This is a genomic window from Streptomyces sp. TAA204 (assembly GCF_000424965.1).
The window spans coordinates 340,079-363,247 of the sequence record NZ_AUKW01000009.1; the positions used below are offsets into that span (position 1 = coordinate 340,079).

Below are 23,169 nucleotides of genomic sequence, written 5' to 3' on the forward strand. Positions count from 1 at the left end.
ACGATCACGCTTCCGTCCGGCAGCTGGACGAATCCGCCTCCAGCCATGATCAACAACACCCCCGCGAGACTGTTCCGGTGGGCCTCCGTGAAGGCCCGTCACATGCATCTAAACGCGATCGGCCGCTGCCCGCCAGGGGGGCAGCGGCCGATCATGTTTTGACCTGCAACGATGCAAATTAATTTGTGGAAGGTCTCACCTGGAGGGTGATCACCTTACCCGAGAAGGGCTGCCTGAGGATCTTGATCGAGGTGTTGGTGTCGGGCACCTTGACCCCCGCGGTGGGGTTCGACTCGTACCAGTACGTCCCCTTGCGGTCGTCGAAGACGCTTACGCCCCGCTTCGCCTTGATCTTCGCCGCTTCGCCGTCGTTGTGGAGCTTCATTCCCTTTGCGGGGTAACGGCTGAAGGTCGAGTCGTAGGCCTGGATGCGGTTGCGCATCGGCTCGCCGTCGGACCACTTCTCCGGCCGGGCATGCGCGTCGACCGGCAGGATGAGGCCCTCACCCGGGTGCGCCGAGACGTTGTTGTCCAGCTGAGAGGTGTCCCAGAGCCACAGCAGAAGGCCCTTCTGGTACGCGTAGCGCTCGACCCAGTCGGGCTTCGTGGAGGCCCAACCGAAGTTGTACGGACCGTACTTCAGCGACTTGTCGTAGGACGCGTGGTTGCGGTTCTCGGCGATGTAGAACTGCGGATAGGCCTTGGTGAAGGACTCCCCGATGCGTGAGAACCCCTTCGTGGCCCAGCCGTTGTCGTCCTCGCCCTCGGCGTCGTCCTCGAAGATCTTCTCGCCGTCCGCCGTGATGCTCAACGCGTCCGCGGCGAAGCCCTTCTGGGCCACCCCACCGTCCGTCAGATAGCGGAAGCGAACATCGATCTGCTTCCCCGCGAACTCGTCGAGGGAGTAGGAGAGATCGCGGTAGTTCTCCGAGACGCCGTGCAGTGCCGGCTGGTCGCTGCCGTCCCTCGGGATGGGCTCACCGTCGGCCGTTCCGTCGATCGGCGTCCAGTTCTCGCCGCCGTCCTCGGAGACCTCGGTGTAGAGGTAGTCGTAGTTCTCCTCGATGTCCCACCAGCCCTGAAGGTCCAGCGATGCCTCGGACCTGCCCGTCAGGTCGACGCTGCGGCCGAGGGTGTTGCGCAGGTCGTCGCCGCTGCCGCTCCACCACTGCTTCTCGCCCTGGGCGGGCTTGGTGATCGTGGTGGTGACGTCCTTCTCCGGCAGCTCGACGAGGACGGCCTGCTTGTGCTTCGTCTGGTACGAGTGCGTGCCGAGCTTGTGCTTCGACTTCGTCGCGGCCTTCGCCTTGTCGTAGTCGAGCCAGCCGAGTTGGAGCTTGTCCCAGGCGTTCATGTCGCCGGCGGAGTCGCCGATGGCGTTCTTGCCCTTGTTGAGCCAGGACCCCACGGACATGATCGACCAGAACCCGACCGAGTTCTCGCCGCCGCCGCTGGTGTCGTAGTGGTCGGGCAGGCCCAGGTCGTGGCCGTACTCGTGGACGAAGACGCCCAGTCCGCCGTTCTCCGGCTGCGCCGTGTAGTCGCCGACCCACATGCCGGTGTCACCGATCTCGGTGCCGCCCGCCTTGTTCTCCTCGGGACCGGTCCGCCCCGCGTCGCTGCCGTACGCGTACCAGCGGTGCGCCCAGATGGCGTCCTCACCCTGATCGCCGCCGCCCGCCGACTCGTCCTCGCCCGCGTGCACGAACTGGAAGTGGTCGATGTAGCCGTCCGGCTCGTCGAAGTTGCCGTCCTCGTCGTGGTCGTAGCGGTCCCACTTGTCGTAGTCCTCGAGCTGGCCGGCGATCTCCTCGTCGGTCTTGCCCGCCGCCTTCTGGTCCTCGACCCACTGGTTGACGCCGTCGCGCACCGCGTCCCACACCGTGGGGCAGTTGCTGGAGCCGCAGTAGTTGGAGCCGTAACGGGCCTCGTTGTAGTCGACCTTGACCCAGTCGGAGACCGTGCCCTCGACCGAGTAGCGGCCCGAGGACTGCTTCTCGTAGTAGCTCTTGACCGAGTCCTCGGTCTCGTCGGAGAAGTACAGGTCCTGGAAGTGCTCCCGGTCGAAGTCCTTCTTCCAGTACGTGGAGTTGTCGTCCTTGCGCTTCGGCGCGGGGATCTTGTTGTGCAGGGGGCCGGGGTCGCCGCCGTACTCCTCGTCGACCTCGTCACCGAACTCGATGAGGATGGTGAAGATCTTGTCGGTCTTCTCCCGCTCCAGCTCGACGTACTTGCCGCTGTCGAGCTTGACCACCTTGGAGCCGCCTCGCTCGACCAACGTGGCGTCGCCCTGGGCCACTTGCTCCAGGGCCGCCTGCCGCTGCTCGTCCCGCTCCTTGTCGAAGGGGCCTTCGAGGTTGTCCTCGCTGTGTCCGCCGTGGCGCTGTCCCGGGGTGCCGGGCTCCGCCTGCCCGGACTGCACCGCCGGATACGCCGACTTGTCCGGGCCGGAGGCCTGTTGGGCCTGCGCGGCACTCGCGGGTATCAGTGCCGCGGCGCCGATCGCCGCGACTGCCGTCGCCAGCGCGACCGCTCTCGATCTCGTGGATCTGTGTCTGCCGTTCACCTCTGAGGTGCCCTCCCCTTAGTGGAAAGTGTCGTGACGAGAGGTATTCGACAGGAGCACAGGGAGAAAAGACAGACCCTGGGGCAGAGATTCGAACAGATCCGGGAAGTCGCTTTCGGTGTCCGCCAGTTGGGACACCGATGTCGGTGTGCGACAGTGCGCCCCCCGTGCAACGGCACCGTGGGTCAGCTCACGCTTACCGTGGTGTCGGCCCGGGCATCCCGGATCGTAGAGTCATTTCAAAGAGCACTTCTGTGCCGGTCCACGTGCCGGTCCCACACCCCCCGACATGTCTCCCGAGGACGGATCACGCCATGCCGCGTCCGACCCCCGCACAGTTCGCTTACGGTTCGGTCACCGTCATCTGCTCGACACTCGCGATGCTCTTCCTCTCCAAGGCGCCGTCGGGCCCCGGTGTGGCGGTGATCGCAGTGGTCGCACTCGTGCTCGGCGTGCTCGTGGCCCTCAGCGTCCCCGATGCCTCCGCCCGCCGCACGGGCACCCGCCGGAGCGCCGGGACGGCCCCCGGGCGCGCCCCGGCGGCCCCCGCCGCCTCCCGGGTCCACCTCCACAGCGGCGCAACACCTTCCCCGCACTCCGCGGCGGGACGGCCCGCACCGTCCGCCCGGCGCGTGGCGGAGCCCTCGCTGCGTTCCTGAGGGGCCGCGCCGCGCCCGCGCGCCCTGTCCTTCCAACGGCCGCACCTCACGCCTCCCGTCAGTCGGCCGCGACGACCACGGTCTTCGCCGACTTGTCGTGCAGGCACTGCTGGAACGGTTTGTCCCACGTGCAGAACAGCACGTTCAACAGCCAGAAGAGGAAGCCCACGCACGGCACCAGCGGCGGCAGATGGTAGACGAGCGTGCGGATCCAGCCCGGCATCCCCCGGGGCACCGCACCGTCCGACAGCACGGCGACACGGATCTTCATCAGCCTCTTGCCGACCGTCTGGCCCGAACTGGTCAGCATGAAGCCCTCGTAGAGCAGGTAGGCGAGCGTGTAGACGCCCTGCCCCGCATAGGTCGCGTCGTTGTCGCCCGCGTCCCAGCCGCCCTGCGCCAGCGCGACGACGATGCCGACGGGAATGCCGATGATCAGCGCGTCGATGATCCGCGCGAGCAGCCGCTTGCCCCGGGAGGCCAGCGGCGGCATCCCCGCGAGCGGATCGCCCGCGCCGGCCCGGTCCCCGTACGGGTTGCCGGCGTACGGGCCGCTCGCGTACGGGTCCTGCGTGCCGCTGCCGTAGGGATCCCCGCCCGGGCCGCCGGGAGGGGACGGGCTGCCGTAGGGGCCGCCGCCGTAGGAGGGCGGAGGGCGGCTGCCGTAGGGGTCGCCGGAGCCGCCCGGCCGACCCGGCTCGTCCTGCCCGCCCGGTCGGTCGTCCGGCTGCTCCCGCTTGCGGAAAGGGTCGTGGTCCGGCTCGTCCGTGCTCATGCGCCGAGTGGAACGCGGGGCGGGCGGCCTCGCATCCGGCGTGCGTCATCAGGGTGACGCACGCCGGGCGGGTACGGGGCCGCGCCCGCCGGGTTCCGGTGCCCCTCCGGGCGCCGGATCCCGGAGTCAGAGACGGATCTCGCCCGAGTCCCCGGAGACGAAGGTCCCCGCGAGCTTGTCGTGCCAGCACTGGCGCCAGGGCCGGTCGAAGACGCACCACAGGACGTTCACGACGCCGATCAGCAGCACGGACAGAGCGCCGTGGATCAGCCAGCGCAGGAAGGCGCTGCCGAAGCCCGGCCTCTCCTGCTGGTCCATGGTCAGCACCTTGAGCCCGAACAGCTTCTTGCCCAGGGTGCGGCCCCAGTGGCGGGTGGGAAGCACTTCGTAGAGCACGCCGAAGAGGATCAGGGCGCCCAGGACGAGGGCCAGATAGCCGCCCGTCGTGGCGTCGAGCAGCCAGACCGTCCGGGTCTCGCCCGCCAGCCTGACCGCCTCCGTCTTCTGCTCGATGTGGTCCACGGCCTGACCGGCGAAGGGGAAGCCCACACCGACGGCCACGACGGACGTGAGCAGGCCGTCCACGACGCGCGCTCCGAACCGCTTCCCCGGAGCGGCCGGCCGGGCGTCCTGCTCCGCGGCGGCCTGCAGGAAGGGGTCCGAAACCGGCGGACGCCAGGGGGTGACGGCGTCGGGACCCGCACCGTGCTGCCCGTGCGGCGGGCCCGGCTGCCCGGAGGGGTGGTGCTGTTCGGGACCGGCGCCGCGCCCTGCCAGATCCTGGACCTGCTGGGCCCACGAAGGCTGCTGCGGCGCCTCCGGAGCACGGGGCGCGGCCTGCTGACCCGCGGAGTACGAGGCGGGGGCGGCCGGCTGAGCGGGCTGAGCGGGGGCGCTCTGCGCGAACCCGCCGTGCGGGGGCGGGGCTTGAGGGGGGATCTGCGGCGCCTGCTGGGCGTGGGGCGTCTGAGCCTGGGGGTGTGGCGTCTGCTGCTGGGCGGGAGGCTGTGGCGTCTGCGGCTGGGCGGGCGGCTGTGGCGTCTGCGGCTGGGCGGGAGGGCCGGGCACGGCGGGCGCCGTCGGTGACGGCCCCTGCTCGCCCTTCCCCAGGCCCGGCACGTCCGGGCGCCGCAGCCCCACCGTGTGCTCGGGCGGCTGCGCGCCCCCGCTGCCGGACTGCTCCTGCGCCGCGTTCCTGAGCGCCTCCGGGCTCACGGCCCGCATCTGGAACGTGCCGTCCGCCGGCGGCGACGCGGCGGGGCCGCCCGCCGCGCCCGAACCCGCGCCGCTGGTGGTCCGTCCGTCCGCGCCGCTGTCCGCACGGCCCTCTCCGCCGTCACGTCCCCAGCCGCCGCGCGGGTCGGCGGGGGCGGCCGTACCTTCGGGCTCCCCCTCGCCCCCTTCGCCGCGGCCCCACGAGACGCGCTCCTCGCGCTGCCCGGCGAAACCGGTCTGCCGGGCGGCGTCGGCCTGCCAGGCGGAGGCGGGCTCGGGACGCAGTCCGTGCAGCCGGCCCGGGTCGTCCCAGTCGATGGAAGCGGCAGGGGCGACCTCGCCGCGCGGGCGCACCTCGGGCAGCGACCCGCCCTCCCGCGCGCCCGGAACCCGGCCGGCGCCCTCGGCCGCGCCGTGGCCGGCGCCCGCACCCGTATCCGGGCCGGCGTCCTCGTCGAGGAAGACCGGGCCGGTCTCCTCCGCCGGGGCGGGTTCCTTACGGGAAGGGGGCGGGCCGGCAGAGATCGCCGAGGCGGCCGCGGCCGCCGACGGCGGCGAAGGCATCGGTTCACCCTCGCGGGGTTCGGGACGGCTGGTGCCCGGCACCCATGAACTCCCGTTCCAGTAACGGATGTAGCCGGGAATGGACGGGTCCGGGTAGAAGCCCGCGCGGGGCGCTCCTCCGCCGCTACCGCCGTCGGGGATCAATGCAGCCAACTCCCATCACCAGCACACTCGACCTGTCCGCCCTGCCGGAACGGCGATCGCGGGATCGCGCGCCTGCGTGGGCAGGGGCGGGTACGCCCCTGCTCTCACACCGGGCCGCGCGTCGTGCCGGCCTCGGCGGCCGGGGCGCGTATCTCCGTCCGTCCAAGGAAGACATTAACGAAGAACGCAGGGATCGGAAGAAGACGACCGGGCGTGGGGAGGGCCGTTGAGGCCCCGGGGGAAGGTGCCGGGTCCGAACGTGCCGCGGGAAACCGGCACTCCGCTGTGAAGATTCCCGGGAACTCGGACACCAGTGCTTACAGAAAAACCAAATCACTCGTCCGAATGACGTTGTCGACGGGGTTGCCCCCGTCCGGAGTGACGGGGGACGGCCTGTGGTGCCGTGGCGGGCCGGCCGCGGGCCTCAGCCGCCACGATCTCCGCCGCCCCTTCCTGCAGTTCGCAGGCGCGGGGCCTTTCGCCGGGGCACCGCCGGGAGGCCCGGGCCCGTCCCCGCTCTCGCGGAAGGGACGGACGATTTCTCAGACGGACAACTTCCCGTGGCTCACGGCGGAGACGAAGACGCCGAACGAGCGCGACGACGCCATCAGCCACGGCCCGTCGGGGCATTTGCTGTCACGGACCGGAACCACGCCGGGAATCCCGTCCGAGACCTCCACGCAGTCGCCCCCCTCCTGATTGCTGTAACTGGACTTGCGCCAGGCGGCGGCGCCGGGACCGGGAAGGGATACGTGAATCATGGTCGTTTTCCTCCATCGCAGCTCGAATCAGCTCTGCTGACAAGCCAGGGGGAAATGCAAGTGCCCTCAGCCGATCGTAGGTCCGAGCGTAACTCCTCACGTCACGCGGGTCTTCGACGAGCTGTCCGGTCTCCGCGCCCTCGGTGTAGGCCACGTCCGTCTCGTCCGGCATCGTCAGCAGGCTCAGCGACCCGCCGAGCGTCGCGTGTTCACCGCTGCTGAACGGGAGCACCTGGACCGTCACATGCTGTCCCTCCACCGGTTCCAGCAGCCGTGCGAACTGCTCGCGCATCGCCCCGGGACCGCCGACCGGGCGCCGAAGCACCGACTCGTCCAGCACCACGCACAGGTCGAGCCCGCCGGGGCCGTCCAGGAGACCGTGCCGGCCCATCCGGGCCCGCAGTCGCTCCTCGAGTTGCTCCGGGGTGCGCAGTGTCCGGCCGACCCGCAGCAGCGCCCGCGCGTAGTCGCTGGTCTGCAGCAGCCCGGGGACGACGTGCGCCGCGTACTGGTGCATCTCCGTCGCGTGCTCGGACAGCTCCATGAAGCGGCGTGACCAGTCGGGGAAGGATTCCCGGTGGACGTGGGGCCACAGGTCCATGAGCAGGTCGTCGCCGTGGAGCAGTTCGTCGAGCGAACGCGTCAGGGCGACTGTCGGCTTGTGCCCCGTCGCGCGCTCGACCTGCGCGATACGCGCGGCCACCACGTGGACGTTCCTGCCGAGTTCGGCCTGTGTCAGCCCCGCACGCACCCGCAGGCGCCGAAGTCGCGTCCCGAACAGCGCCGCCATGGAAGCCGCCGGATCAAGGTCGTTGGCCATGAGCTCACTCCCTTGTTTACGGATCGTGCCGTAAAGCCGCCGACCCTTATGACGATACGCGCACGGGCCGATTGTTGACGGACGGAGAGTCAGCACTGTTGACAGCGGAGAGGTAATGAGCTGTGGAAGCCAGTCCGGAGGGAACCGAGCGGGAAGGCGGCGAAGATCTGCCCACCGCCGACGAGCTGAACAGGCGCGCCGACGCGCTCATCGAGAAGGTCGACAGGCACCTGGCACGCCGGCGGCCTCCCCCCGACGCCTCGGTGGTGCCCCGGACCGCGTGAGGGCGGACCAAAGGGCGCCCGGGCGGAGACGAGGGCTTCCGGGCCGCTGCCGCGCACCGGCCCGTTCCCGGCCCGTTCTCCGCGGCGCCGCAGGAGACGCAGCTACTGCTTCCGGCCGATTCTGCGCCCCGGGCCCCCGAATCCGTCGACAGCCGTGTCGTCTTGTGGCGTATGTGCTCCGCAGACGCTCGGCAAGGGGCGGCCCTGAAGCGTAGTGTCCTCATCTACCGGACGGGGCAGGGAACTTGCCCTCCAACTGGACGCGGACGCCCTCGGAGCAGGAATGCAGCGAAGACGCGTGAGGAAACACGGCCTGGGCCCTCTCTTCCAGTGCACGCCACCGCCGGCTGCGCGACTGATCACGTGATCACGAAAGGGCGCTCCCATGGACATCCTCGTCGAATGCGAACTGGAGATCAGGCTCGTGCTCTCGCCGGAGCGCAGCCTTCCCGTCCCCGCACGGCTCGCCTACCGCGCCAACGATCCCTACGCCGTCCATATCGCGTTCCACCTCGACCCCGGCTCCACCATCACCTGGACCTTCGCACGTGAACTGCTGGTCGAGGGCGTCTTCCGGCCCTGCGGCGAGGGCGACGTGCGTACGTGGCCCGCCAAGGTGCAGGGGCGCGACCTGATCTGTGTGGCACTGTCCTCGCCGGACGGCGACGCCCTGCTGGAGATGCCCTCGGCGGTGGTCTCACGCTGGCTGGAGCGGACCCTGAGGGCCGTGGAGCCGGGACGGGAGGGCGAAGTGCTGGGCCTGGAGGCGGGGTTGGAGGCGCTGCTCGACCGGGCGGCCGGCGGGGACGTCTGCCTGCACGACCCCATGCCTTCCGACGATTCCGGTGACGCCGAGAGGTGAGGAGCACCGCGCGGCGTCCCGCACCGCCGGGCCCCGCGCCGCGCCCGTGGACGGCGTGCTCAGCGGCACTCCGCCAACCGTGCTGCCGGCGAGGCGAGTTCAGAAGAGTTTGCCCGGGTTCAGCAGTCCCAGCGGATCGAAGACGTTCTTCACCGCGCGCTGCATCTCCAGCCCCACCGGCCCCAGTTCACGGGCCAGCCACTCCTTCTTCAGCATGCCGACTCCGTGTTCGCCGGTGATGGTGCCGCCGAGCTCCAGGCCGAGCGCCATGATGGCGTCGAAGGCGTCGTGCGCGCGGCGCGTCTCGTCCTCGTCGTCCGGGTCGAAGCAGACGGTGGGGTGGGTGTTGCCGTCTCCCGCGTGCGCGCAGACGCTGACGGTCAGCCCGTACTTCTCGCCGATCGCCGCGGTGCCCTCCAGCATGTCGGCCAGCCGTGAGCGCGGTACGCACACGTCGTCGATCATCGTGGTCTTCGCGAACGCCTCCAGCGCGTAGTGCACACTGCGCCGCGCCTGGAGCAGCAGCTCCGACTCCGCCTGGCTCTCGGCGGGTACGACCTCGCTCGCGCCGGCCGCCTCGCACAGCGCGCCCACGGCCGCCAGGTCCTCTCCGGGCTCCGCGGTGTCGAACGCCACCAGCAGCAGCGCCTCCGTCGACTCGGGAAGCCCCATGCCGGTGAGCGCGTTCACCGCGCGCAGCGTCGTGCGGTCCATCAGCTCCATCAGTGACGGCACATGGCCGCTCTCCATGATCCGGCACACCGCGTCGCCCGCGGCCGCGGCGGAGGGGAACTCGGCGGCCAGCGCGAGCTGTCGGGGCGGCCGGGGACGCAGGGCCAGCACCGCGCGCACGACGACGCCCAGGCTGCCCTCGGAACCGACGAAGAGCCGGGTCAGGTCGTAGCCGGCGACGCCCTTGGCGGTGCGGCGGCCGGTGGACATCAGCCGCCCGTCGGCCAGTACGACGTCCAGGCCGAGCACGTACTCGGCGGTGACCCCGTACTTCACACAGCACAGACCTCCGGCGGCGGTGCCGATGTTGCCGCCGATGGTGCACTCCTCCCAGCTGCTGGGGTCCGGGGGGTAGTGCAGGCCGTCCTCGGCTGCCCTGCGGGAGAGTGCCGCGTTGACGACTCCGGGCTCGACGACGGCGGTGCGGTCGACCGGGTCGATCTCCAGGATGCGGTCCATGCGCACCAGGGAGAGCACGACGCAGCCGTCGGAGGCGTTCGCCGCGCCCGAGAGCCCCGTGCGGGCGCCCTGCGGGACGACGGGGACGCGCAGGGCCGTCGCGGTGCGCATGACGTGCTGGACCTCTTCGACGGTGCGCGGCAGTACGACCGCGCCGGGCGTGCCCGACTCGCAGAAGTCGGCCATGTCGCGGGCGTAGGAGATGGTGACATCCGGGTCGGTGAGGACGGCGTCGCGGGGGAGGCCGTCCCTCAGCCGTGCGGTCAGCTCGCTCATGCTCACACCCTCGCACCTGCCCGCGGGGGCGGGAAGTCCCGGCGGTGGCGGGCAGGTGCGGGGGCAGGCCGGGTACCGCGGCGCCGGTGGGCGGCCCGCGGCGCCCGTCAGAGGTTGCCGCGCTTGTCCTGCTCGCGCTCGATCGCCTCGAAGAGGGCCTTGAAGTTGCCCTTGCCGAAGCCCATGGAGCCGTGCCGTTCGATCATCTCGAAGAAGACGGTCGGACGGTCCTGGACCGGCTTGGTGAAGATCTGCAGCAGGTAGCCGTCCTCGTCGCGGTCGACGAGGATCTTCAGCTCGCGCAGTGTCTCCACCGGGACGCGGGTCTCGCCGGCCCACTCGCCGAGGGTGTCGTAGTAGGAGTCGGGGGTCTCCAGGAACTGCACACCCGCGGCACGCATGGCGCGGACGGTCGAGACGATGTCGTTCGTGGCGAGCGCGATGTGCTGTACGCCGGCGCCTCCGTAGAACTCCAGGTACTCGTCGATCTGCGACTTCTTCCTGGCGATCGCGGGTTCGTTGATCGGGAACTTGACCTTCAGGGTGCCGTCGGCGACGACCTTCGACATCAGCGCGCTGTACTCGGTCGCGATGTCGTCACCCACGAACTCCTTCATGTTCGTGAAGCCCATGACCTTGTTGTAGAAGGCGACCCATTCGTTCATCCGGCCGAGTTCGACGTTGCCCACGCAGTGGTCGATCGCCTGGAAGTTGCGCTTGCCCGGCTCGACCATGGGCGGCACGGCGGTGTAGCCGGGCAGGTACGCGCCGCTGTAGCCGGAGCGTTCCACGAGGGTGTGGCGGGTCCTGCCGTAGGTGGCGATGGACGCGAGTACGACGGTGCCGTGCTCGTCCTTGATCTCGTGGGGCTCGGTGAGGCCCTCGGCGCCCTGGGCGACCGCGTGTTCGTAGGCGGCGCGCGCGTCCGGCACCTCGATGGACAGGTCGATGACCCCGTCGCCGTGTGCGGCGACGTGCTCGGTCAGGAAGCGGCCCCAGTCGGTGGAGGGCTTGATGACGGAGGTGAGGACGAAGCGGGCGGCGCCCGATTCGAGGACGTAGCTCGCGGTCTCACGGCTGCCGTTCTCCGGGCCGGAGTAGGCGACGAGCTTCATGCCGAAGGCGGTGGAGTAGTAGTGGGCGGCCTGCTTGGCGTTGCCGACGGCGAAGACGACCGCGTCCATCCCCTTCACCGGGAAGGAGTCGGCGTCCCCTGCGTGTGCCGGGGCGGAGCCCTGCCGGGCGGTGTCGGGAGCTGCGTGGGTGGTCTCAGTCATACCTTCAGGCTCCCGCCGATCCACAAGGTGCGCAATACTTCGCGTATTCACTGGACAAGCTGCACAGTAACCTCTGGCCCACGCCGGACGATCTGTGCAAGGTGCGCAGCAGACCGGTCGCCGAAAGGGAAACCATGGGCATCGACCCGCTCGACGGACGCCTCCTCGAACTCCTCGCGGACGAACCGCGGATCGGGGTGCTGGAAGCCTCCCGGCGCCTCGGCGTCGCACGCGGCACCGTCCAGGCCAGGCTGGACCGGCTCAAGACGGCAGGCGTGATCCGCGGCTTCGGCCCGGACGTCGACCCCGCGGCGATCGGCTATCCGGTCACCGCCTTCGCCACCCTGGAGATCAAACAGGGCCAGGGCGCGGACGTACGGGCGCACCTGGCCTCGGTGCCGGAAGTGCTGGAGTTGCATACGACGACGGGACACGGCGATATGCTCTGCCGGCTCGTGGCCCGCTCGAACGCCGACCTGCAACGGGTGATCGACCGGGTGGTCGGCTACGGCGGCATCGTGCGGGCCTCGACGGCCATCGTCATGGAGAACCCGGTACCGCTGCGTATCGTCCCGCTGGTCCGGCAGGCCGCGGGTGCGGCGCGTGCGCCGGAGGAAACGGGGCAGGACCAGCTCTGACGGCCGTACGCGGCACGGCAGGGGTGCCGCCGGGCCGCCGGACCGCCGGGAAGCCCGCCGCGCGGCCGTTCGCGGTGGCGGCGCCGGTGGTGGTGAGGGAAGTGACGGAGACGAATGAAGGGCGAGGGATGCCGGAGTGAGCTTCTGGGAGTATCTCGGCAACCGGCATGCCCAACTGCTTGCGGATTCGCTCCAGCACGCGAGCGCGGTCCTGCAGTGCATGCTGGCCGCGACGGTTCTCGGCGTCGTGATCGGCGTCGTGACCTACCGCAGGGAGTGGGCCGCGGACCTGGCCACCACGACGACGGCGACGATCCTGACCGTGCCCTCGCTGGCGCTCATCGGTCTGCTGATCCCTCTCGTCGGCCTCGGGGTGGCGCCGACAGTCGTCGCGCTGACGCTGTACGGGCTGCTGCCCGTCGTCCGCAACGCGATCGTCGGTCTGCGCGGCGTCGACCCGTCGCTGGTGGACGCGGCACGCGGCATCGGCATGTCACGGGCCAGGCAGCTTCTGAAGGTCGAACTGCCGCTGGCCTGGCCGCCGATCCTCACCGGCATCCGTGTCTCGACGCAGATGCTCATGGGCATCGCGGCGATCGCCGCCTTCGCCTCCGGGCCCGGCCTGGGCAACCTCATCTTCCGCGGCGTGGCCTCGCTCGGCAGTGCCAACGCCCTCAACCAAGTGCTCGCGGGGACGCTCGGCATCGTCGTGCTCGCCCTGCTCTTCGACGCCGCGTACGTCCTCATCGGACGCCTGACCATCCCGAGGGGGATACGTGCCTGAGATCCAGCCCGCGACACCCGACGACACAGGCGCCACCGGCGAGACCCGAGACGCCGGCGAGGCCGGCGAGGCAGCCCGGCAGCGGTCCGGGCCCCCGCGGGGCGAGGCCGCGTCCGGAGCGACGATCCAGCTCGAAGGGCTGACCAAGCGCTACCCCGGGTCCACGGCGGCGGCCGTGGACGACGTCGGCCTGGAGATCCGTGCGGGCGAGATGGTCGTCCTCGTCGGCCCTTCGGGATGCGGCAAGTCCACCCTCCTGAAGATGATCAACCGGCTGATCGAGCCCACCTCGGGGCGCATCCGGATCGACGACGAGGACGTCACCGGCATGGACGCGGTCAGGCTGCGCCGCAGCATCGGCTACGCGATCCAGTCCTCGGGGCTCTTCCCGCACATGACCGTCGCGCAGAACGTCGCGCAGGTCCCGAAGATGGCGGGCTGGACGAAGGCGCGGATCAGGGCGCGCGTGGAGGAGATGCTCGACCTCGTGGGCCTGGACCCGGCCGAGTTCCAGGACCGCTACCCGCGTCAGCTCTCCGGCGGACAGCAGCAACGCGTCGGCGTCGCCCGTGCGTTGGCCGCCGACCCGCCGGTGCTGCTGATGGACGAGCCGTTCGGCGCCGTCGACCCCATCACCCGCGACCATCTGCAGGACGAACTGATCCGGCTGCAGCACGAGTTGCGCAAGACCATCGTCTTCGTCACGCACGATTTCGACGAGGCGATCAAGCTGGGCGACCGGATCGCGGTACTGCGCGAGCAGTCGCACATCGCGCAGTTCGACACCCCCGAGGCCATCCTCACCAACCCCGCCGACGACTTCGTCTCCGGCTTCGTCGGCGCGGGCGCGGCGCTCAAGCGCCTCAACCTCACCCGGGTGCGGGACGTCGGGATCGTCGACTTCCCCACCGCGACGGTCGAGGAGCCGCTGGAGACTATCTCGGAGATGCTCAGCGAGGGCACCACGAACGAGGTGCTGCTGCTGGACCGCAGGCAGCGCCCGTACAAGTGGCTGCGGCGGGGCGATCTCACGCACGCCAAGGGCTCGCTGGCCCGTGCGGGGACGCTCGTGCACGACACCGTCACCCGTGACGCGACCCTGCGTGACGCGCTGGAGGCGGTCCTCACGGACAGCGGGGGACGCGTCGCGGTGACCGGCAGACGCGGCGAGTACACGGGCGTCGTCGATCTGGAGACGCTGATGAACTGCGTGCACGAACTCCTCGACGCCGACCGGCTGGAGGCCATCGAGCACCGGCACCGGCTCAGCGGCAGCCGGGCCCGGCGCACCTACGCCGCGCAGGAGGGCCTCAGGTGAGCGACGCGGGCCGTGAGGCCACACAGGAAGCGGCGGACGAGGAGGCCGCCGACGGCGGGGTGCCGCGAGCGCGGACCCCGCAGCAGACACCGCACGGGTCACCGCAGCGGACACCGGGGTCTCCGCAGGGGCGGACGCCCTCTCCCCCGCCGGCCGCCGACGGGCTCCGCTCCAGGCTCACCTGGCAGAAGCTGACCATCGTGCCCGGGGTCGTCGCGCTCGTGCTGCTCGGCACCTGGCTGTGGTTCCAGGGGGCCGAACTCGACTCGATCGCCCGCAACTCCCTCGCCGACGGCAACGTCGCGCTGCGCCTGCGCCAGCACATCGAGATGACCGCGGTCTCCACATTCTTCGTGCTGATCATCGCCATTCCGCTCGGCATCGCGCTCACCCGCCCCTGGCTGCGCCGGGCGACCCCGGTCGCGATGGCGCTGGCGAACCTGGGCCAGGCCGTGCCCTCCCTGGGCCTGCTGGTGCTGCTGGTGTTCTGGCTCGGCATCGGCCAGGAGACCGCCGTCGTGGGCATGGTGGTCTACGCCGTGCTGCCCGTACTGGCCAACACCATCACCGGGCTGCGCGGCATCGATCCCGGCCTGACGGAAGCCGCGAAGGGCATCGGGATGTCGCCGCTGCGGGTGCTGAGCAAGGTCGAACTGCCCCTCGCCGTACCGCTGATCCTCGCCGGGGTGCGCAACGCCCTCGTCCTCAACGTCGGTACCGCCACCCTCGCCACCTTCATCGGCGGCGGCGGACTCGGCGACCTGATCTCCTCGGGCATCACCAACCAGCGGATGCCGGTGCTCATGCTCGGCTCGATACTCACGGTCGTACTGGCCCTGCTGGTCGACTGGCTCGCCTCACTCGTCGAACTGCTGCTGCGCCCGCGCGGCTTGGAGGGATCGTCCTGATGCGCACGCTGGGCCGACGCCGGCAGCAGGGTGAACGGCGACATGAACCGCGGTGGCGGCCGCGACTCCGGTGGTCCGCGCGGTCACGCCGCGGCGGCCGTACGTACCGCCGCACATACCGCCGTACGTACGCGCTGGCGGCGGCGTCGGCCGTACTGGCGCTCACCGCCACGCTCAGCGGCTGCGGCCTGGTCAGCGGCAGCCCGCTGAGCGACGAGGTGCGGCCGGGAAAGGTGGGTGCCGGGAAGCCGCTGGAGGGCGCCCAGCTGACCGTCACCTCCAAGGAGTTCACCGAGCAGATCATCCTGGGCAAGGTCATGGGGCTGGTCTTCCGCGCCGCCGGCGCCGAGGTCGTCGACCGCACCAGCGTCCAGGGCTCCATCGGCGCCCGCTCGGCGGTCGAGTCCGGCACGGCGGACGGGATGTACGAGTACACCGGCACGGCCTGGATCACCTACCTCGGCCACACCGAACCGATCCCCGATCCGAGGGAGCAGTGGGCGGCCGTACGGAAGGAGGACAGGGCGAACGGCGTCGAGTGGCTGGAGCCCTCCGTCCTCGACAACACCTACGCCCTGGTCGTCAGCGAGAGACTGCAGCAGAAGTACGGCACGAAGACCCTCTCCGACGTCGCCGAACTCTCCCGCGAGAATCCGCGGGCCGCGTCGGTGTGCGTGGAGAACGAGTTCGCCTCCCGGCAGGACGGCCTGGTGGGCATGGCCGAGAAGTACGGCATGAAGTTCCCCTCCAGCAGGGTGCACAAGATGGCGGGCGGCGTCGTCTACACGCAGACCGCCAAGGGCAAGCCGTGCGCCTTCGGCGCGATCGCGGCGACCGACGGCCGGATACCGGCGCTGAAGCTGAAGATCCTTGAGGACGACAAGAAGTTCTTCCCGAACTACAACGTCGCACCCGAGATGAACCGCGAGACGATGAAGAAGCATCCGGAGATCGCCGGACTGCTCGCCCCGATCACCGAGGCCCTGAACAACAAGATGGCGCAGAAGCTCAACGCAAAGGTCGACGTGGAGGGCCAGGACCCGCACGACGTCGCCAAGGACTGGCTCGTGCGGGAGGGCTTCATCAAGACGGGCTGAGGCGGGGGGAGTCCGGCATCCGCCCCGTCCGCCCCGTCGGCCGCGGCCCGCCGGTCAGCAACCGGGCACGTGCCCGCCGTCCTTGAGCGACTCCAGCGAGTCCAGCGCGCCCTCCAGCGTGCTCACCGGCACCAGCCGCATGCCCTCGGGCAGTTGTGCCTGTGCGTCGGCGCACTCGGCCTTCGGCACCAGGAAGACGGTGGCGCCGTCACGCTTGGCCGCCTTGGTCTTCAGCGGCACCCCTCCCACGGGCCCCACCGCGCCGTCGGACTCGATGGTGCCGGTGCCGGCGATCGTACGGCCGCCCGCGATCCCTTCGCCGCGGCCGCCGCCGTCGAGCCTGTCGATGATGCCGAGGGAGAAGAGCAACCCCGCGCTGGGGCCGCCGACATCGGCGAGGCGGAGTTCGACCCGTACCTTCTCGGGCGAGAGGCGGAGCTGCCGCAGCGCTGCCTCGACGGCCGCGTTCTGCGACTTCTTCATCTCGCCCTCGGCGTGCTTCTCGGCCTCCTCGGTGGACTCCCCCACCGGATAGACGGCGCTGGTCGGCATCACCGCCCGGTCCGTGCTGAACCATGTGCGCACGACCTGGCCGATCCTCACCGTCGCGTCCGGCGGCGTCGCGGCGATGGTCGTCATCAGCAGACTCCCGTTGTTGTCGGCCACGCCGCGCGACTTCGCTCCGGAGACGGTGATGACGGGCTTGCCCTTGTTCTGGCCGAGGACGTTCGCCGTCATGCCGGGCTGTACGAGCGACATCGGCAGCGGCGCGAGAGCGGCCACGGCCAGCAGCGCCAGCAGCGGCACGGCGCAGATCAGCAGAGTGCGGTGGCGCGAGGAGAGACGCAGCCGCGAGCGGAGCCGCCCGAAGCGGGAGTCGAGCGGCGGGCGCGGGTCGGGAGTCTTCACCCCGGCAACCTAACAACCCGCCCCGGCCGTCCCTGACGCACCTGTGTTCCCGCACGGGATCACCGCAGGGCGTCCGCCACTTCCTGCGCCGCCTTCACCACGCGCAGGCCGACCTGCTGGGGAACCGCGTCCATGAGCATGACCACGCCCACGCTGCCCTCGATGCCGGTCACGCCCAGTACGGGTGCCGCGGCTCCGCTCGCTCCCGCCTCCAGTTCGCCGTGGGTGAGTACGAAGCCCGGCTCCGATCCCGCGTCGGGTTCACGTCCGGCCAGTACGGCCCGGCCCGCCGCGCCCCGGTCGAGGGGATGGCGGAAGCCGGTGCGGTATGCCACGTGGTAGTCGGTCCAGCTCGGTTCGACGACGGCGACGGCCAGCGCCTCCGTCCCGTCCACGAGGGTGAGGTGCGCGGTCGCTCCGACCTCCTCCGCCAGGGAGCGCAGCGCGGGCAGCGCGGCCTCCCGTACGAGGGGATGCACCTGCCGCCCCAGCCGCAGCACCCCGAGCCCGACCCGTGCGCGTCCGCCGAGGTCACGGCGGACGAGCGCGTGCTGCTCCAGGGTGGCCAGGAGGCGGTAGACGACTGTGCGGTTGACGCCGAGTTTGTTGGACAGCTCGGTCACGGTCAGGCCGTGATCGGTGTCGGCGAGCAGCTTGAGGACACGCAGTCCCCGGTCGAGCGTCTGAGAAGTCTCCGCTGTCACGACGCTCCTCTCCTCATCGAGTGGCGGCCGCACGGGGCCGCGGGGCCGGGGCGTGGTGTGACGGGAAACTTAGCGAGCGGCACCGCTGACCGGAAGAGTCCGTCCAGAATCCGGTCACTTCCGCTCGCGCGATGCGCACTGCCGTCCGTTTTCGTACGCCCCGTGCCCCGCCGTCAGACGACGCCCTGCGCGAGCATCGCCTCCGCGACCAGTTCGAACCCGGCGATGTTCGCTCCGGCCACGTAGTTGCCGGCCTGCCCGTAGCGCTCGGCCGTCCCGTGGCACGAGTCGTGGATGTGCCCCATGATGTCCGCGAGCCGCTGCTCGGTGTGGGCGAACGTCCATGAGTCCCGCGAGGCGTTCTGCTGCATCTCCAGGGCGCTGGTGGCGACGCCGCCGGCGTTGGCGGCCTTGCCCGGGCCGAACGCGACGCCGTTGTCCTGGAAGACCTGCACGCCTTCGGGGGTGGTCGGCATGTTGGCGCCCTCGGCCACCGCCTTGACCCCGTTGCGCACGAGGAGCGCGGCGTCGTCGCCGGTGAGTTCGTTCTGCGTCGCGCAGGGCAGCGCCACGTCGCACGGGACGGACCACACGCTGCTGTCCTCGACGAACCGGGCACCGGTGCCCCGGCGCCGGGCGTACTCGGAGATCCTGCCCCGCTCGACCTCCTTGATCTGCTTGAGCAGTTCGACGTCGAGGCCCTTCTCGTCCACCACGAAGCCGCCGGAGTCGGAGCAGGTCACGACGGTGGCGCCGAGCCGCTGCGCCTTCTCGGCGGCGTAGATGGCCACGTTGCCCGAGCCGGAGACGGCGACGCGCTGCCCCTCCAGGTCCTCTCCGCGCACGCCCAGCATCTCCTTGGTGAAGAACACACAGCCGTAGCCGGTGGCCTCCTTGCGGCCCTGCGCCCCGCCCCAGCCCAGGCCCTTGCCGGTCAGCACGCCGGACTCGAAGCGGTTGGTGATCCGCTTGTACTGGCCGAAGAGGTAGCCGATCTCCCGCGTGCCCACGCCGATGTCGCCCGCCGGTACGTCCGTGTACTCGCCGAGGTGCCGGTAGAGCTCCGTCATGAACGACTGGCAGAAGCGCATGACTTCGGCGTCCGAGCGGCCCTTGGGGTCGAAGTCGCTGCCGCCCTTGCCGCCGCCGATGGGCATGCCCGTCAGCGCGTTCTTGAAGACCTGTTCGAAGCCGAGGAACTTCACGATGCCGACGTTGACCGAGGGGTGGAAGCGCAGCCCGCCCTTGTACGGCCCGAGCGCGCTGTTGAACTCCACGCGGAAGCCCCGGTTGATCTGCACCCTGCCCTCGTCGTCGAGCCAGGGCACGCGGAAGATCAGCTGGCGCTCCGGTTCACACAGCCGCTCGATGATCCGCGCGTCCCGCAGTTCGGGCATGCGGGCGAGGACGGGCCCGAGCGAGTCGAACACCTCGCGCACCGCCTGATGGAACTCCGTGTCGCCGCCGTTGCGCCGCAGGACCTCGCGGTAGAGGGGCTCCAGCGCGTCGTACTGGGATCCGTTCTGCGGTGTGCGGCGCTCCGTTGAGGGCATCTGACGGGTCTCCTTCGGCACGTGGGATGCGGGCGTGCGTACGGCCCCTGGTGCGTACGGCTCCTGGATCGTACGTGACCTGCTGCGCGCCCCGGACCGGCGGAGGCACCGCACGGGGCGGACGGTGCGGGCCCACCTGTTACGCACGGGGCGGGCGGTGCCGGCCCACCGTGCTTCGCGCCCTCGCGGAGAGCGGATTGCCCGCCGCGGGCGTGGTTACCCGGTCGGCGACGGGCGCCGGGCCGTCCCGCACCCTCTTTCCCAAATACCCCCATGGGTATTACTGCTACAGTGGCGACCAATACCCCCCGGGGTACAGCGCACCAGAAGGAGCCACAGCCGTGTACTTCGTCGACACCCTCGAAATCGAAGGTCTGGGCAACCGCAGCTACCTGGCCGGCGGACCGGAGGCCGCAGTGGCGGTCGACCCGCCACGGGACATCGACCGGGTGATCACCGCGGCGGCCCGCCGCGGAGTGCGCATCGCGTACGTCGCGGAGACCCATCTGCACAACGACTACGTCACCGGCGGGCTGGAGCTGGCCCGCGTCACCGGCGCCCGCTACCTCGTGCCCGCCGGCGCGGCCGTCTCCTTCGAGAGCACACCCGTCGCGGACGGCGACACCGTCACCGTCGAGGAGCATCTGACGCTGCGGGCCCTGGCCACCCCCGGTCACACGCCGCACCACACCACCTACGTCCTTCAGGAGGACGGCCACGGGACCGCCGCCTTCACCGGCGGCTCGCTGCTGATCGGCGCGGTCGGCCGCCCGGACCTCGTCGAGCCGCGCCTGACGGAACAGCTCGCCCGCGCCCAGCACACCTCCGCGCACCGCCTGGCGGACGAACTGGACGACGAGGTGCAGGTGCTGCCCACACACGGCTTCGGCAGCTTCTGCTCCTCCGTGCAGGCCGAGGGGAAGACGACCACGATCGGCGCCGAGCGGAAGAGCAACGACGCGCTCACCCAGGACGTGGACACCTTCGTCTCCCAGGTGCTCGCCGGTCTCGACGACGTACCCGCCTACTACGCGCACATGGGCCCCCTCAACTCCTCCGGCCCCCCGCCGGTGGACCTGACCCCGCCGCAGCGGGCCGACGCGGAGCAGATCGCCGCGCGGCTGGCGGCCGGTGAATGGGTCGTGGATCTGCGCAGCCGTGCGGCGTTCGCCGACGGTCACGTCGCCGGCTCGTACAACTTCGAGGCGGAGGGCAAGCCGGCGACCTATCTGGCGTGGCTGATCCCCTGGGGCAAGCCGGTCACCCTGCTGGGCAGCAGCTCTCAGCAGATCTTCGACGCGCAGCGTGAGCTGGCCCGGGTGGGCATCGACCGTCCGGCGGCGGCCGCCGCCGGCGGTCCGTCCGACTGGACGCGCGACGGGGAGCGGGCCGCGTCCTTCCCGCGCGCCACCTTCGCCGACCTGGCCCGCGACCTGGCTGCGGCACGGGACGGGCACGCGGACGGCGGCGAGGGCACCGGTCAGGACAGCGGCCAGGACGCCGGGCCGGAAGGCAGCCAGGACGGCGGTCGGGACGGCAGGCCGGTCGTGCTGGACGTGCGCCGCGACTCCGAGCGCTCCGGCGGCTACGTCGACGGCTCGGTGCACATCCCCGTCCACCAGCTCCACGGACGGCTCGGGGAGGTACCCGCGGGCGTCGTGTGGGTCCACTGCGCGAGCGGGATGCGGGCGACGATCGCCGCCTCCCTGCTGGACGCCGCAGGCCGCTCGGTCGTCGCCGTCGACGACGTCTTCGACGCCGCGACCGCCGCCGGGCTCACCGTCACGGACGCCCGCTGACCCCGCCCCCGGACCCGCGCACGAAGGCACCCGATGTTCTCCTCCCGTTCCTCCCCGCACCGCTCCTCCCCACAGCGCCTCACCCCTGAGCAGGCCCGGGCAAGCGTCGACGACGGCACGGCCGCGTGAGCGCGCTGCTCCTGGCGCTCGCGGCCGGAGCGGTGGTCGGACTGGCACTCGGGGCGCTCGGCGGAGGCGGGAGCGTCCTCGCCGTCCCCGCGCTCATCTATCTGCTCGGTCTCGCCCCGGCGGCGGCCACCACCGCCGCCCTGCTGATCGTCACCGCCACATCCCTCACGGCGCTGTACGCACACGCCAGGGCCGGGAACGTGCGGTGGAAGCCGGGAGCGGCCTTCGCGGCGGCCGGGCTGGTGCCCGCGGCGCTCGCGGGAGCCGCCGCGGTGCGGCTGCCGCAACCGGTCCTGACCGTCGCCTTCGCGGGCGTCGCCGCCCTGGCGGCTCTCAGCATGCTGCGCCCCGCCCGTACGGCGGGCGCCGGCGCGGCGGCAGGAGGCGAGGCGGGGACACAGGCGGGGACACAGGCAGAGACAGGGGCGGGGGCAGGGGCTCAGTCCGGAGCGGAAGCGGAGATGAGCGGCGTGCGGCCGGCGCGCGCGGCGGGTACGGGCGCGGGCCTTGGCGCGCTCACCGGGCTCCTCGGCGTCGGCGGCGGCTTTCTCGCCGTCCCGGCCCTGGTGACGGTCCTGGCGTTCGAGATGCAGGCCGCCGTCGGCACCAGCCTTCTCGTCATCACGGCGAACTCCGCGGCGTCCCTGGTCACCCGGGCCGGGGCGGAGCTGACGCTGGACTGGGCGGTGATCGTCCCGTTCGCGGGGGCCGCCGTCCTGGGAGCGTGGGACGGCAGGCGCCTGGCGTCGAAGGTCTCCGGCCGGCACCTTCAGCGCCTGTTCGCCGCCGTGCTGCTGACCGTGGCCGTGTTCATGGCCGTGGACGCCCTGTCATGAGCTTCCGGTCAGGCCAGGGAGAGGAACAGCTTCTCCAGCCGTGCACGCATCTGGTCGCGGTCGGCGACCGCGCCTTCCCCCTCGGCGAGGCAGTGCTGCAGGCCGGTGGCGATGATCGCGAATCCGGCACGGTCCAGCGCCCGCGAGACCGCCGCGAGCTGCGTGATCACGTCCTCGCAGTCCCGGCCCTCCTCGATCATCTTGATGATCCCGGCGATCTGGCCCTGAGCCCGCCGGAGCCGGTTGAGCACCAGCTTCAGCTCGTCGGCCGCCATGTCCAGCTCCACGGTTCCTCCTTCGACATATACCCCCTAGGGTACCCCTGTCCGTAAGTCTCCGGACGGCAACCATGGACGGCCACCCGCAGAGGCACCCGCACCCGCACCCGCACCCGCACCCGCACCCGCACCCGCACCCAGGAAGGGAACACTCCCGCATGACCGCCCCCGAAGCCCTCACCCCCGCCCAGGCGGCGGGACGTCTGCCCGACTGCACCGTCGTCGACGTCCGCACCCCCGGCGAGTACGCCGCCGGACACCTGCCCGGCGGTCACAACATCCCCCTCGGCCACCTGCGCGCCGCGTTGCCCGCCCTGCGGACCGCGGCGGCCCGTCGCGAACTCCTCGTCGTCTGCGCGAGCGGCAACCGCTCCGCCGACGCCTGCCGGCAGCTCGCCGACGCCGGCGTCCCCGCAGCCACGCTCACTGGCGGAACCACCGCGTGGGCGGAGGAGGGACGTCCGCTGGACCGCCCCGGGGGCGCCCGCACAGTGTGGCCGATGGAACGTCAGGTCCGCCTCGCCGCCGGTTCCCTCGTTCTGCTCGGCCTCGCCGCCGGCGCGCGTTACCGGCCCGCCCGCTGGCTGTCGGGAGCGATAGGGGCGGGTCTCGTCTTCTCCGCCGCCACCGACACCTGCGGCATGGCCGCCGTGCTCGCCCGGCTCCCCCACAACAAGCCCCGCGGGGCGGATCTGGAGGCCACCCTCGCGGCCCTCGTACGGTGACCGGCGCGGGCGGGCGGCGCGGCGCGAGTCGCCGCTGCGCGCCCGTACGTACACGCGGCGGCACAGCACCGTCGGCCGCGCCCCAGCCGGGCCCCGC

At 71.3% G+C, this 23,169-nt stretch carries 22 protein-coding genes; 11 read left to right on the forward strand and 11 right to left on the reverse strand.

From position 1 onward, the window contains the following. Nucleotides 1-178: 178 nt before the first annotated feature. The gene (locus H343_RS0116170; protein ID WP_028432005.1) at nt 179-2,566 is read right to left on the reverse strand and encodes an immune inhibitor A domain-containing protein; all 2,388 of its coding nucleotides are present in this window, start codon (nt 2,564-2,566) and stop codon (nt 179-181) included. Between the two features lie 314 nt (nt 2,567-2,880). Between H343_RS0116170 and H343_RS30960 the strand changes: the two genes are divergently transcribed. Beyond that, a complete protein-coding gene (locus tag H343_RS30960; protein WP_037903895.1) occupies nt 2,881-3,225 on the forward strand; it encodes a hypothetical protein in 345 nt (114 codons plus the stop codon). A 58-nt stretch (nt 3,226-3,283) separates the two neighbouring features. Here H343_RS30960 and H343_RS0116180 read toward each other — a convergent pair whose 3' ends face one another. The 4 genes from H343_RS0116180 to H343_RS0116190 all read right to left on the reverse strand — a co-directional run bounded on the left by H343_RS0116180 (nt 3,284) and on the right by H343_RS0116190 (nt 7,474). Then, nucleotides 3,284-4,000, reverse strand: coding sequence for an RDD family protein (locus H343_RS0116180; protein WP_028432006.1), 717 nt, complete (start codon nt 3,998-4,000; stop codon nt 3,284-3,286). 126 nt (nt 4,001-4,126) lie between these two features. Beyond that, a complete protein-coding gene (locus H343_RS0116185) occupies nt 4,127-5,932 on the reverse strand; it encodes an RDD family protein (protein ID WP_486586919.1) in 1,806 nt (601 codons plus the stop codon). A 533-nt stretch (nt 5,933-6,465) separates the two neighbouring features. Then, complete coding sequence (locus H343_RS35950; protein ID WP_078505708.1) at nt 6,466-6,603, reverse strand: DUF397 domain-containing protein; 138 nt, start codon at nt 6,601-6,603, stop codon at nt 6,466-6,468. Continuing rightward, nucleotides 6,560-7,474: a Scr1 family TA system antitoxin-like transcriptional regulator gene (locus tag H343_RS0116190; RefSeq protein ID WP_028432008.1), complete on the reverse strand. Its 915-nt coding sequence runs from the start codon at nt 7,472-7,474 to the stop codon at nt 6,560-6,562. The genes H343_RS35950 and H343_RS0116190 overlap by 44 nt, the downstream gene beginning before the upstream one ends. A gap of 152 nt (nt 7,475-7,626) precedes the next feature. Here H343_RS0116190 and H343_RS35295 point away from each other — a divergent pair, with 152 nt between their 5' ends. Both H343_RS35295 and H343_RS0116200 read left to right on the forward strand, forming a co-directional pair. Continuing rightward, the gene (locus H343_RS35295) at nt 7,627-7,788 is read left to right on the forward strand and encodes a hypothetical protein (protein ID WP_158679568.1); all 162 of its coding nucleotides are present in this window, start codon (nt 7,627-7,629) and stop codon (nt 7,786-7,788) included. Between the two features lie 385 nt (nt 7,789-8,173). Then, complete coding sequence (locus tag H343_RS0116200) at nt 8,174-8,650, forward strand: SsgA family sporulation/cell division regulator (RefSeq protein ID WP_028432009.1); 477 nt, start codon at nt 8,174-8,176, stop codon at nt 8,648-8,650. Between the two features lie 99 nt (nt 8,651-8,749). Here H343_RS0116200 and H343_RS0116205 read toward each other — a convergent pair whose 3' ends face one another. Then, entirely contained in the window at nt 8,750-10,117 is a 1,368-nt protein-coding gene (locus H343_RS0116205; RefSeq protein WP_028432010.1) for an FAD-linked oxidase C-terminal domain-containing protein, read from the reverse strand. A gap of 107 nt (nt 10,118-10,224) precedes the next feature. Next, nucleotides 10,225-11,394, reverse strand: coding sequence for a 4-hydroxyphenylpyruvate dioxygenase (gene hppD / locus H343_RS0116210; protein WP_028432011.1), 1,170 nt, complete (start codon nt 11,392-11,394; stop codon nt 10,225-10,227). Between the two features lie 134 nt (nt 11,395-11,528). On the opposite strand from hppD, the gene H343_RS0116215 reads away from it, so the two are divergent. The 5 genes from H343_RS0116215 to H343_RS0116235 all read left to right on the forward strand — a co-directional run bounded on the left by H343_RS0116215 (nt 11,529) and on the right by H343_RS0116235 (nt 16,139). Next, a complete protein-coding gene (locus H343_RS0116215) occupies nt 11,529-12,032 on the forward strand; it encodes an Lrp/AsnC family transcriptional regulator (RefSeq protein ID WP_028432012.1) in 504 nt (167 codons plus the stop codon). A 136-nt stretch (nt 12,033-12,168) separates the two neighbouring features. Continuing rightward, a complete protein-coding gene (locus tag H343_RS0116220) occupies nt 12,169-12,816 on the forward strand; it encodes an ABC transporter permease (RefSeq protein WP_028432013.1) in 648 nt (215 codons plus the stop codon). Then, nucleotides 12,809-14,134, forward strand: coding sequence for a betaine/proline/choline family ABC transporter ATP-binding protein (locus H343_RS0116225; protein ID WP_028432014.1), 1,326 nt, complete (start codon nt 12,809-12,811; stop codon nt 14,132-14,134). Before H343_RS0116220 ends, H343_RS0116225 begins: the two co-directional genes overlap by 8 nt. Then, the gene (locus H343_RS0116230) at nt 14,131-15,042 is read left to right on the forward strand and encodes an ABC transporter permease (RefSeq protein WP_486586920.1); all 912 of its coding nucleotides are present in this window, start codon (nt 14,131-14,133) and stop codon (nt 15,040-15,042) included. Before H343_RS0116225 ends, H343_RS0116230 begins: the two co-directional genes overlap by 4 nt. Next, the gene (locus H343_RS0116235; protein ID WP_078505710.1) at nt 15,042-16,139 is read left to right on the forward strand and encodes a glycine betaine ABC transporter substrate-binding protein; all 1,098 of its coding nucleotides are present in this window, start codon (nt 15,042-15,044) and stop codon (nt 16,137-16,139) included. Before H343_RS0116230 ends, H343_RS0116235 begins: the two co-directional genes overlap by 1 nt. 54 nt (nt 16,140-16,193) lie before the next feature. Here H343_RS0116235 and H343_RS0116240 read toward each other — a convergent pair whose 3' ends face one another. The 3 genes from H343_RS0116240 to gdhA form a co-directional block, all read right to left on the reverse strand. Then, the gene (locus tag H343_RS0116240) at nt 16,194-16,988 is read right to left on the reverse strand and encodes a S16 family serine protease (protein WP_028432017.1); all 795 of its coding nucleotides are present in this window, start codon (nt 16,986-16,988) and stop codon (nt 16,194-16,196) included. A 119-nt stretch (nt 16,989-17,107) separates the two neighbouring features. Then, nucleotides 17,108-17,752, reverse strand: a complete 645-nt coding sequence (locus H343_RS0116245; protein WP_028432018.1) for a helix-turn-helix domain-containing protein — start codon at nt 17,750-17,752, stop codon at nt 17,108-17,110. Nucleotides 17,753-17,925: 173 nt separating this feature from the next. Continuing rightward, on the reverse strand, nt 17,926-19,305 hold the full coding sequence (gdhA, locus tag H343_RS0116250) for an NADP-specific glutamate dehydrogenase (protein ID WP_028432019.1): 1,380 nt from the start codon (nt 19,303-19,305) through the stop codon (nt 17,926-17,928). Nucleotides 19,306-19,646: 341 nt separating this feature from the next. Between gdhA and H343_RS0116255 the strand changes: the two genes are divergently transcribed. After that, nucleotides 19,647-21,104: an MBL fold metallo-hydrolase gene (locus H343_RS0116255; RefSeq protein ID WP_028432020.1), complete on the forward strand. Its 1,458-nt coding sequence runs from the start codon at nt 19,647-19,649 to the stop codon at nt 21,102-21,104. Between the two features lie 125 nt (nt 21,105-21,229). Then, entirely contained in the window at nt 21,230-22,069 is an 840-nt protein-coding gene (locus H343_RS0116260) for a sulfite exporter TauE/SafE family protein (RefSeq protein WP_028432021.1), read from the forward strand. Between the two features lie 8 nt (nt 22,070-22,077). Here H343_RS0116260 and H343_RS0116265 read toward each other — a convergent pair whose 3' ends face one another. After that, nucleotides 22,078-22,356 carry a metal-sensitive transcriptional regulator gene (locus tag H343_RS0116265; RefSeq protein ID WP_028432022.1) on the reverse strand — a complete coding sequence of 93 codons (279 nt, stop codon included), beginning with the start codon at nt 22,354-22,356 and terminating at the stop codon, nt 22,078-22,080. Between the two features lie 149 nt (nt 22,357-22,505). Between H343_RS0116265 and H343_RS0116270 the strand changes: the two genes are divergently transcribed. Next, nucleotides 22,506-23,072: a rhodanese-like domain-containing protein gene (locus H343_RS0116270; RefSeq protein WP_028432023.1), complete on the forward strand. Its 567-nt coding sequence runs from the start codon at nt 22,506-22,508 to the stop codon at nt 23,070-23,072. The last annotated feature ends 97 nt before the right edge of the window (nt 23,073-23,169 follow it).

What these genes read in the sequence shown, in the direction of transcription:
- H343_RS30960 (WP_037903895.1), top strand. Translation starts at nt 2,881, where the DNA reads ATGCCGCGTCCGACCCCCGCACAGTTCGCTTACGGTTCGGTCACCGTC.
- H343_RS0116180 (WP_028432006.1), bottom strand. Translation starts at nt 4,000, where the DNA reads ATGAGCACGGACGAGCCGGACCACGACCCTTTCCGCAAGCGGGAGCAG.
- H343_RS0116190 (WP_028432008.1), bottom strand. Translation starts at nt 7,474, where the DNA reads ATGGCGGCGCTGTTCGGGACGCGACTTCGGCGCCTGCGGGTGCGTGCG.
- H343_RS0116200 (WP_028432009.1), top strand. Translation starts at nt 8,174, where the DNA reads ATGGACATCCTCGTCGAATGCGAACTGGAGATCAGGCTCGTGCTCTCG.
- H343_RS0116205 (WP_028432010.1), bottom strand. Translation starts at nt 10,117, where the DNA reads ATGAGCGAGCTGACCGCACGGCTGAGGGACGGCCTCCCCCGCGACGCC.
- hppD (WP_028432011.1), bottom strand. Translation starts at nt 11,394, where the DNA reads ATGACTGAGACCACCCACGCAGCTCCCGACACCGCCCGGCAGGGCTCC.
- H343_RS0116215 (WP_028432012.1), top strand. Translation starts at nt 11,529, where the DNA reads ATGGGCATCGACCCGCTCGACGGACGCCTCCTCGAACTCCTCGCGGAC.
- H343_RS0116235 (WP_078505710.1), top strand. Translation starts at nt 15,042, where the DNA reads ATGCGCACGCTGGGCCGACGCCGGCAGCAGGGTGAACGGCGACATGAA.
- gdhA (WP_028432019.1), bottom strand. Translation starts at nt 19,305, where the DNA reads ATGCCCTCAACGGAGCGCCGCACACCGCAGAACGGATCCCAGTACGAC.
- H343_RS0116270 (WP_028432023.1), top strand. Translation starts at nt 22,506, where the DNA reads ATGACCGCCCCCGAAGCCCTCACCCCCGCCCAGGCGGCGGGACGTCTG.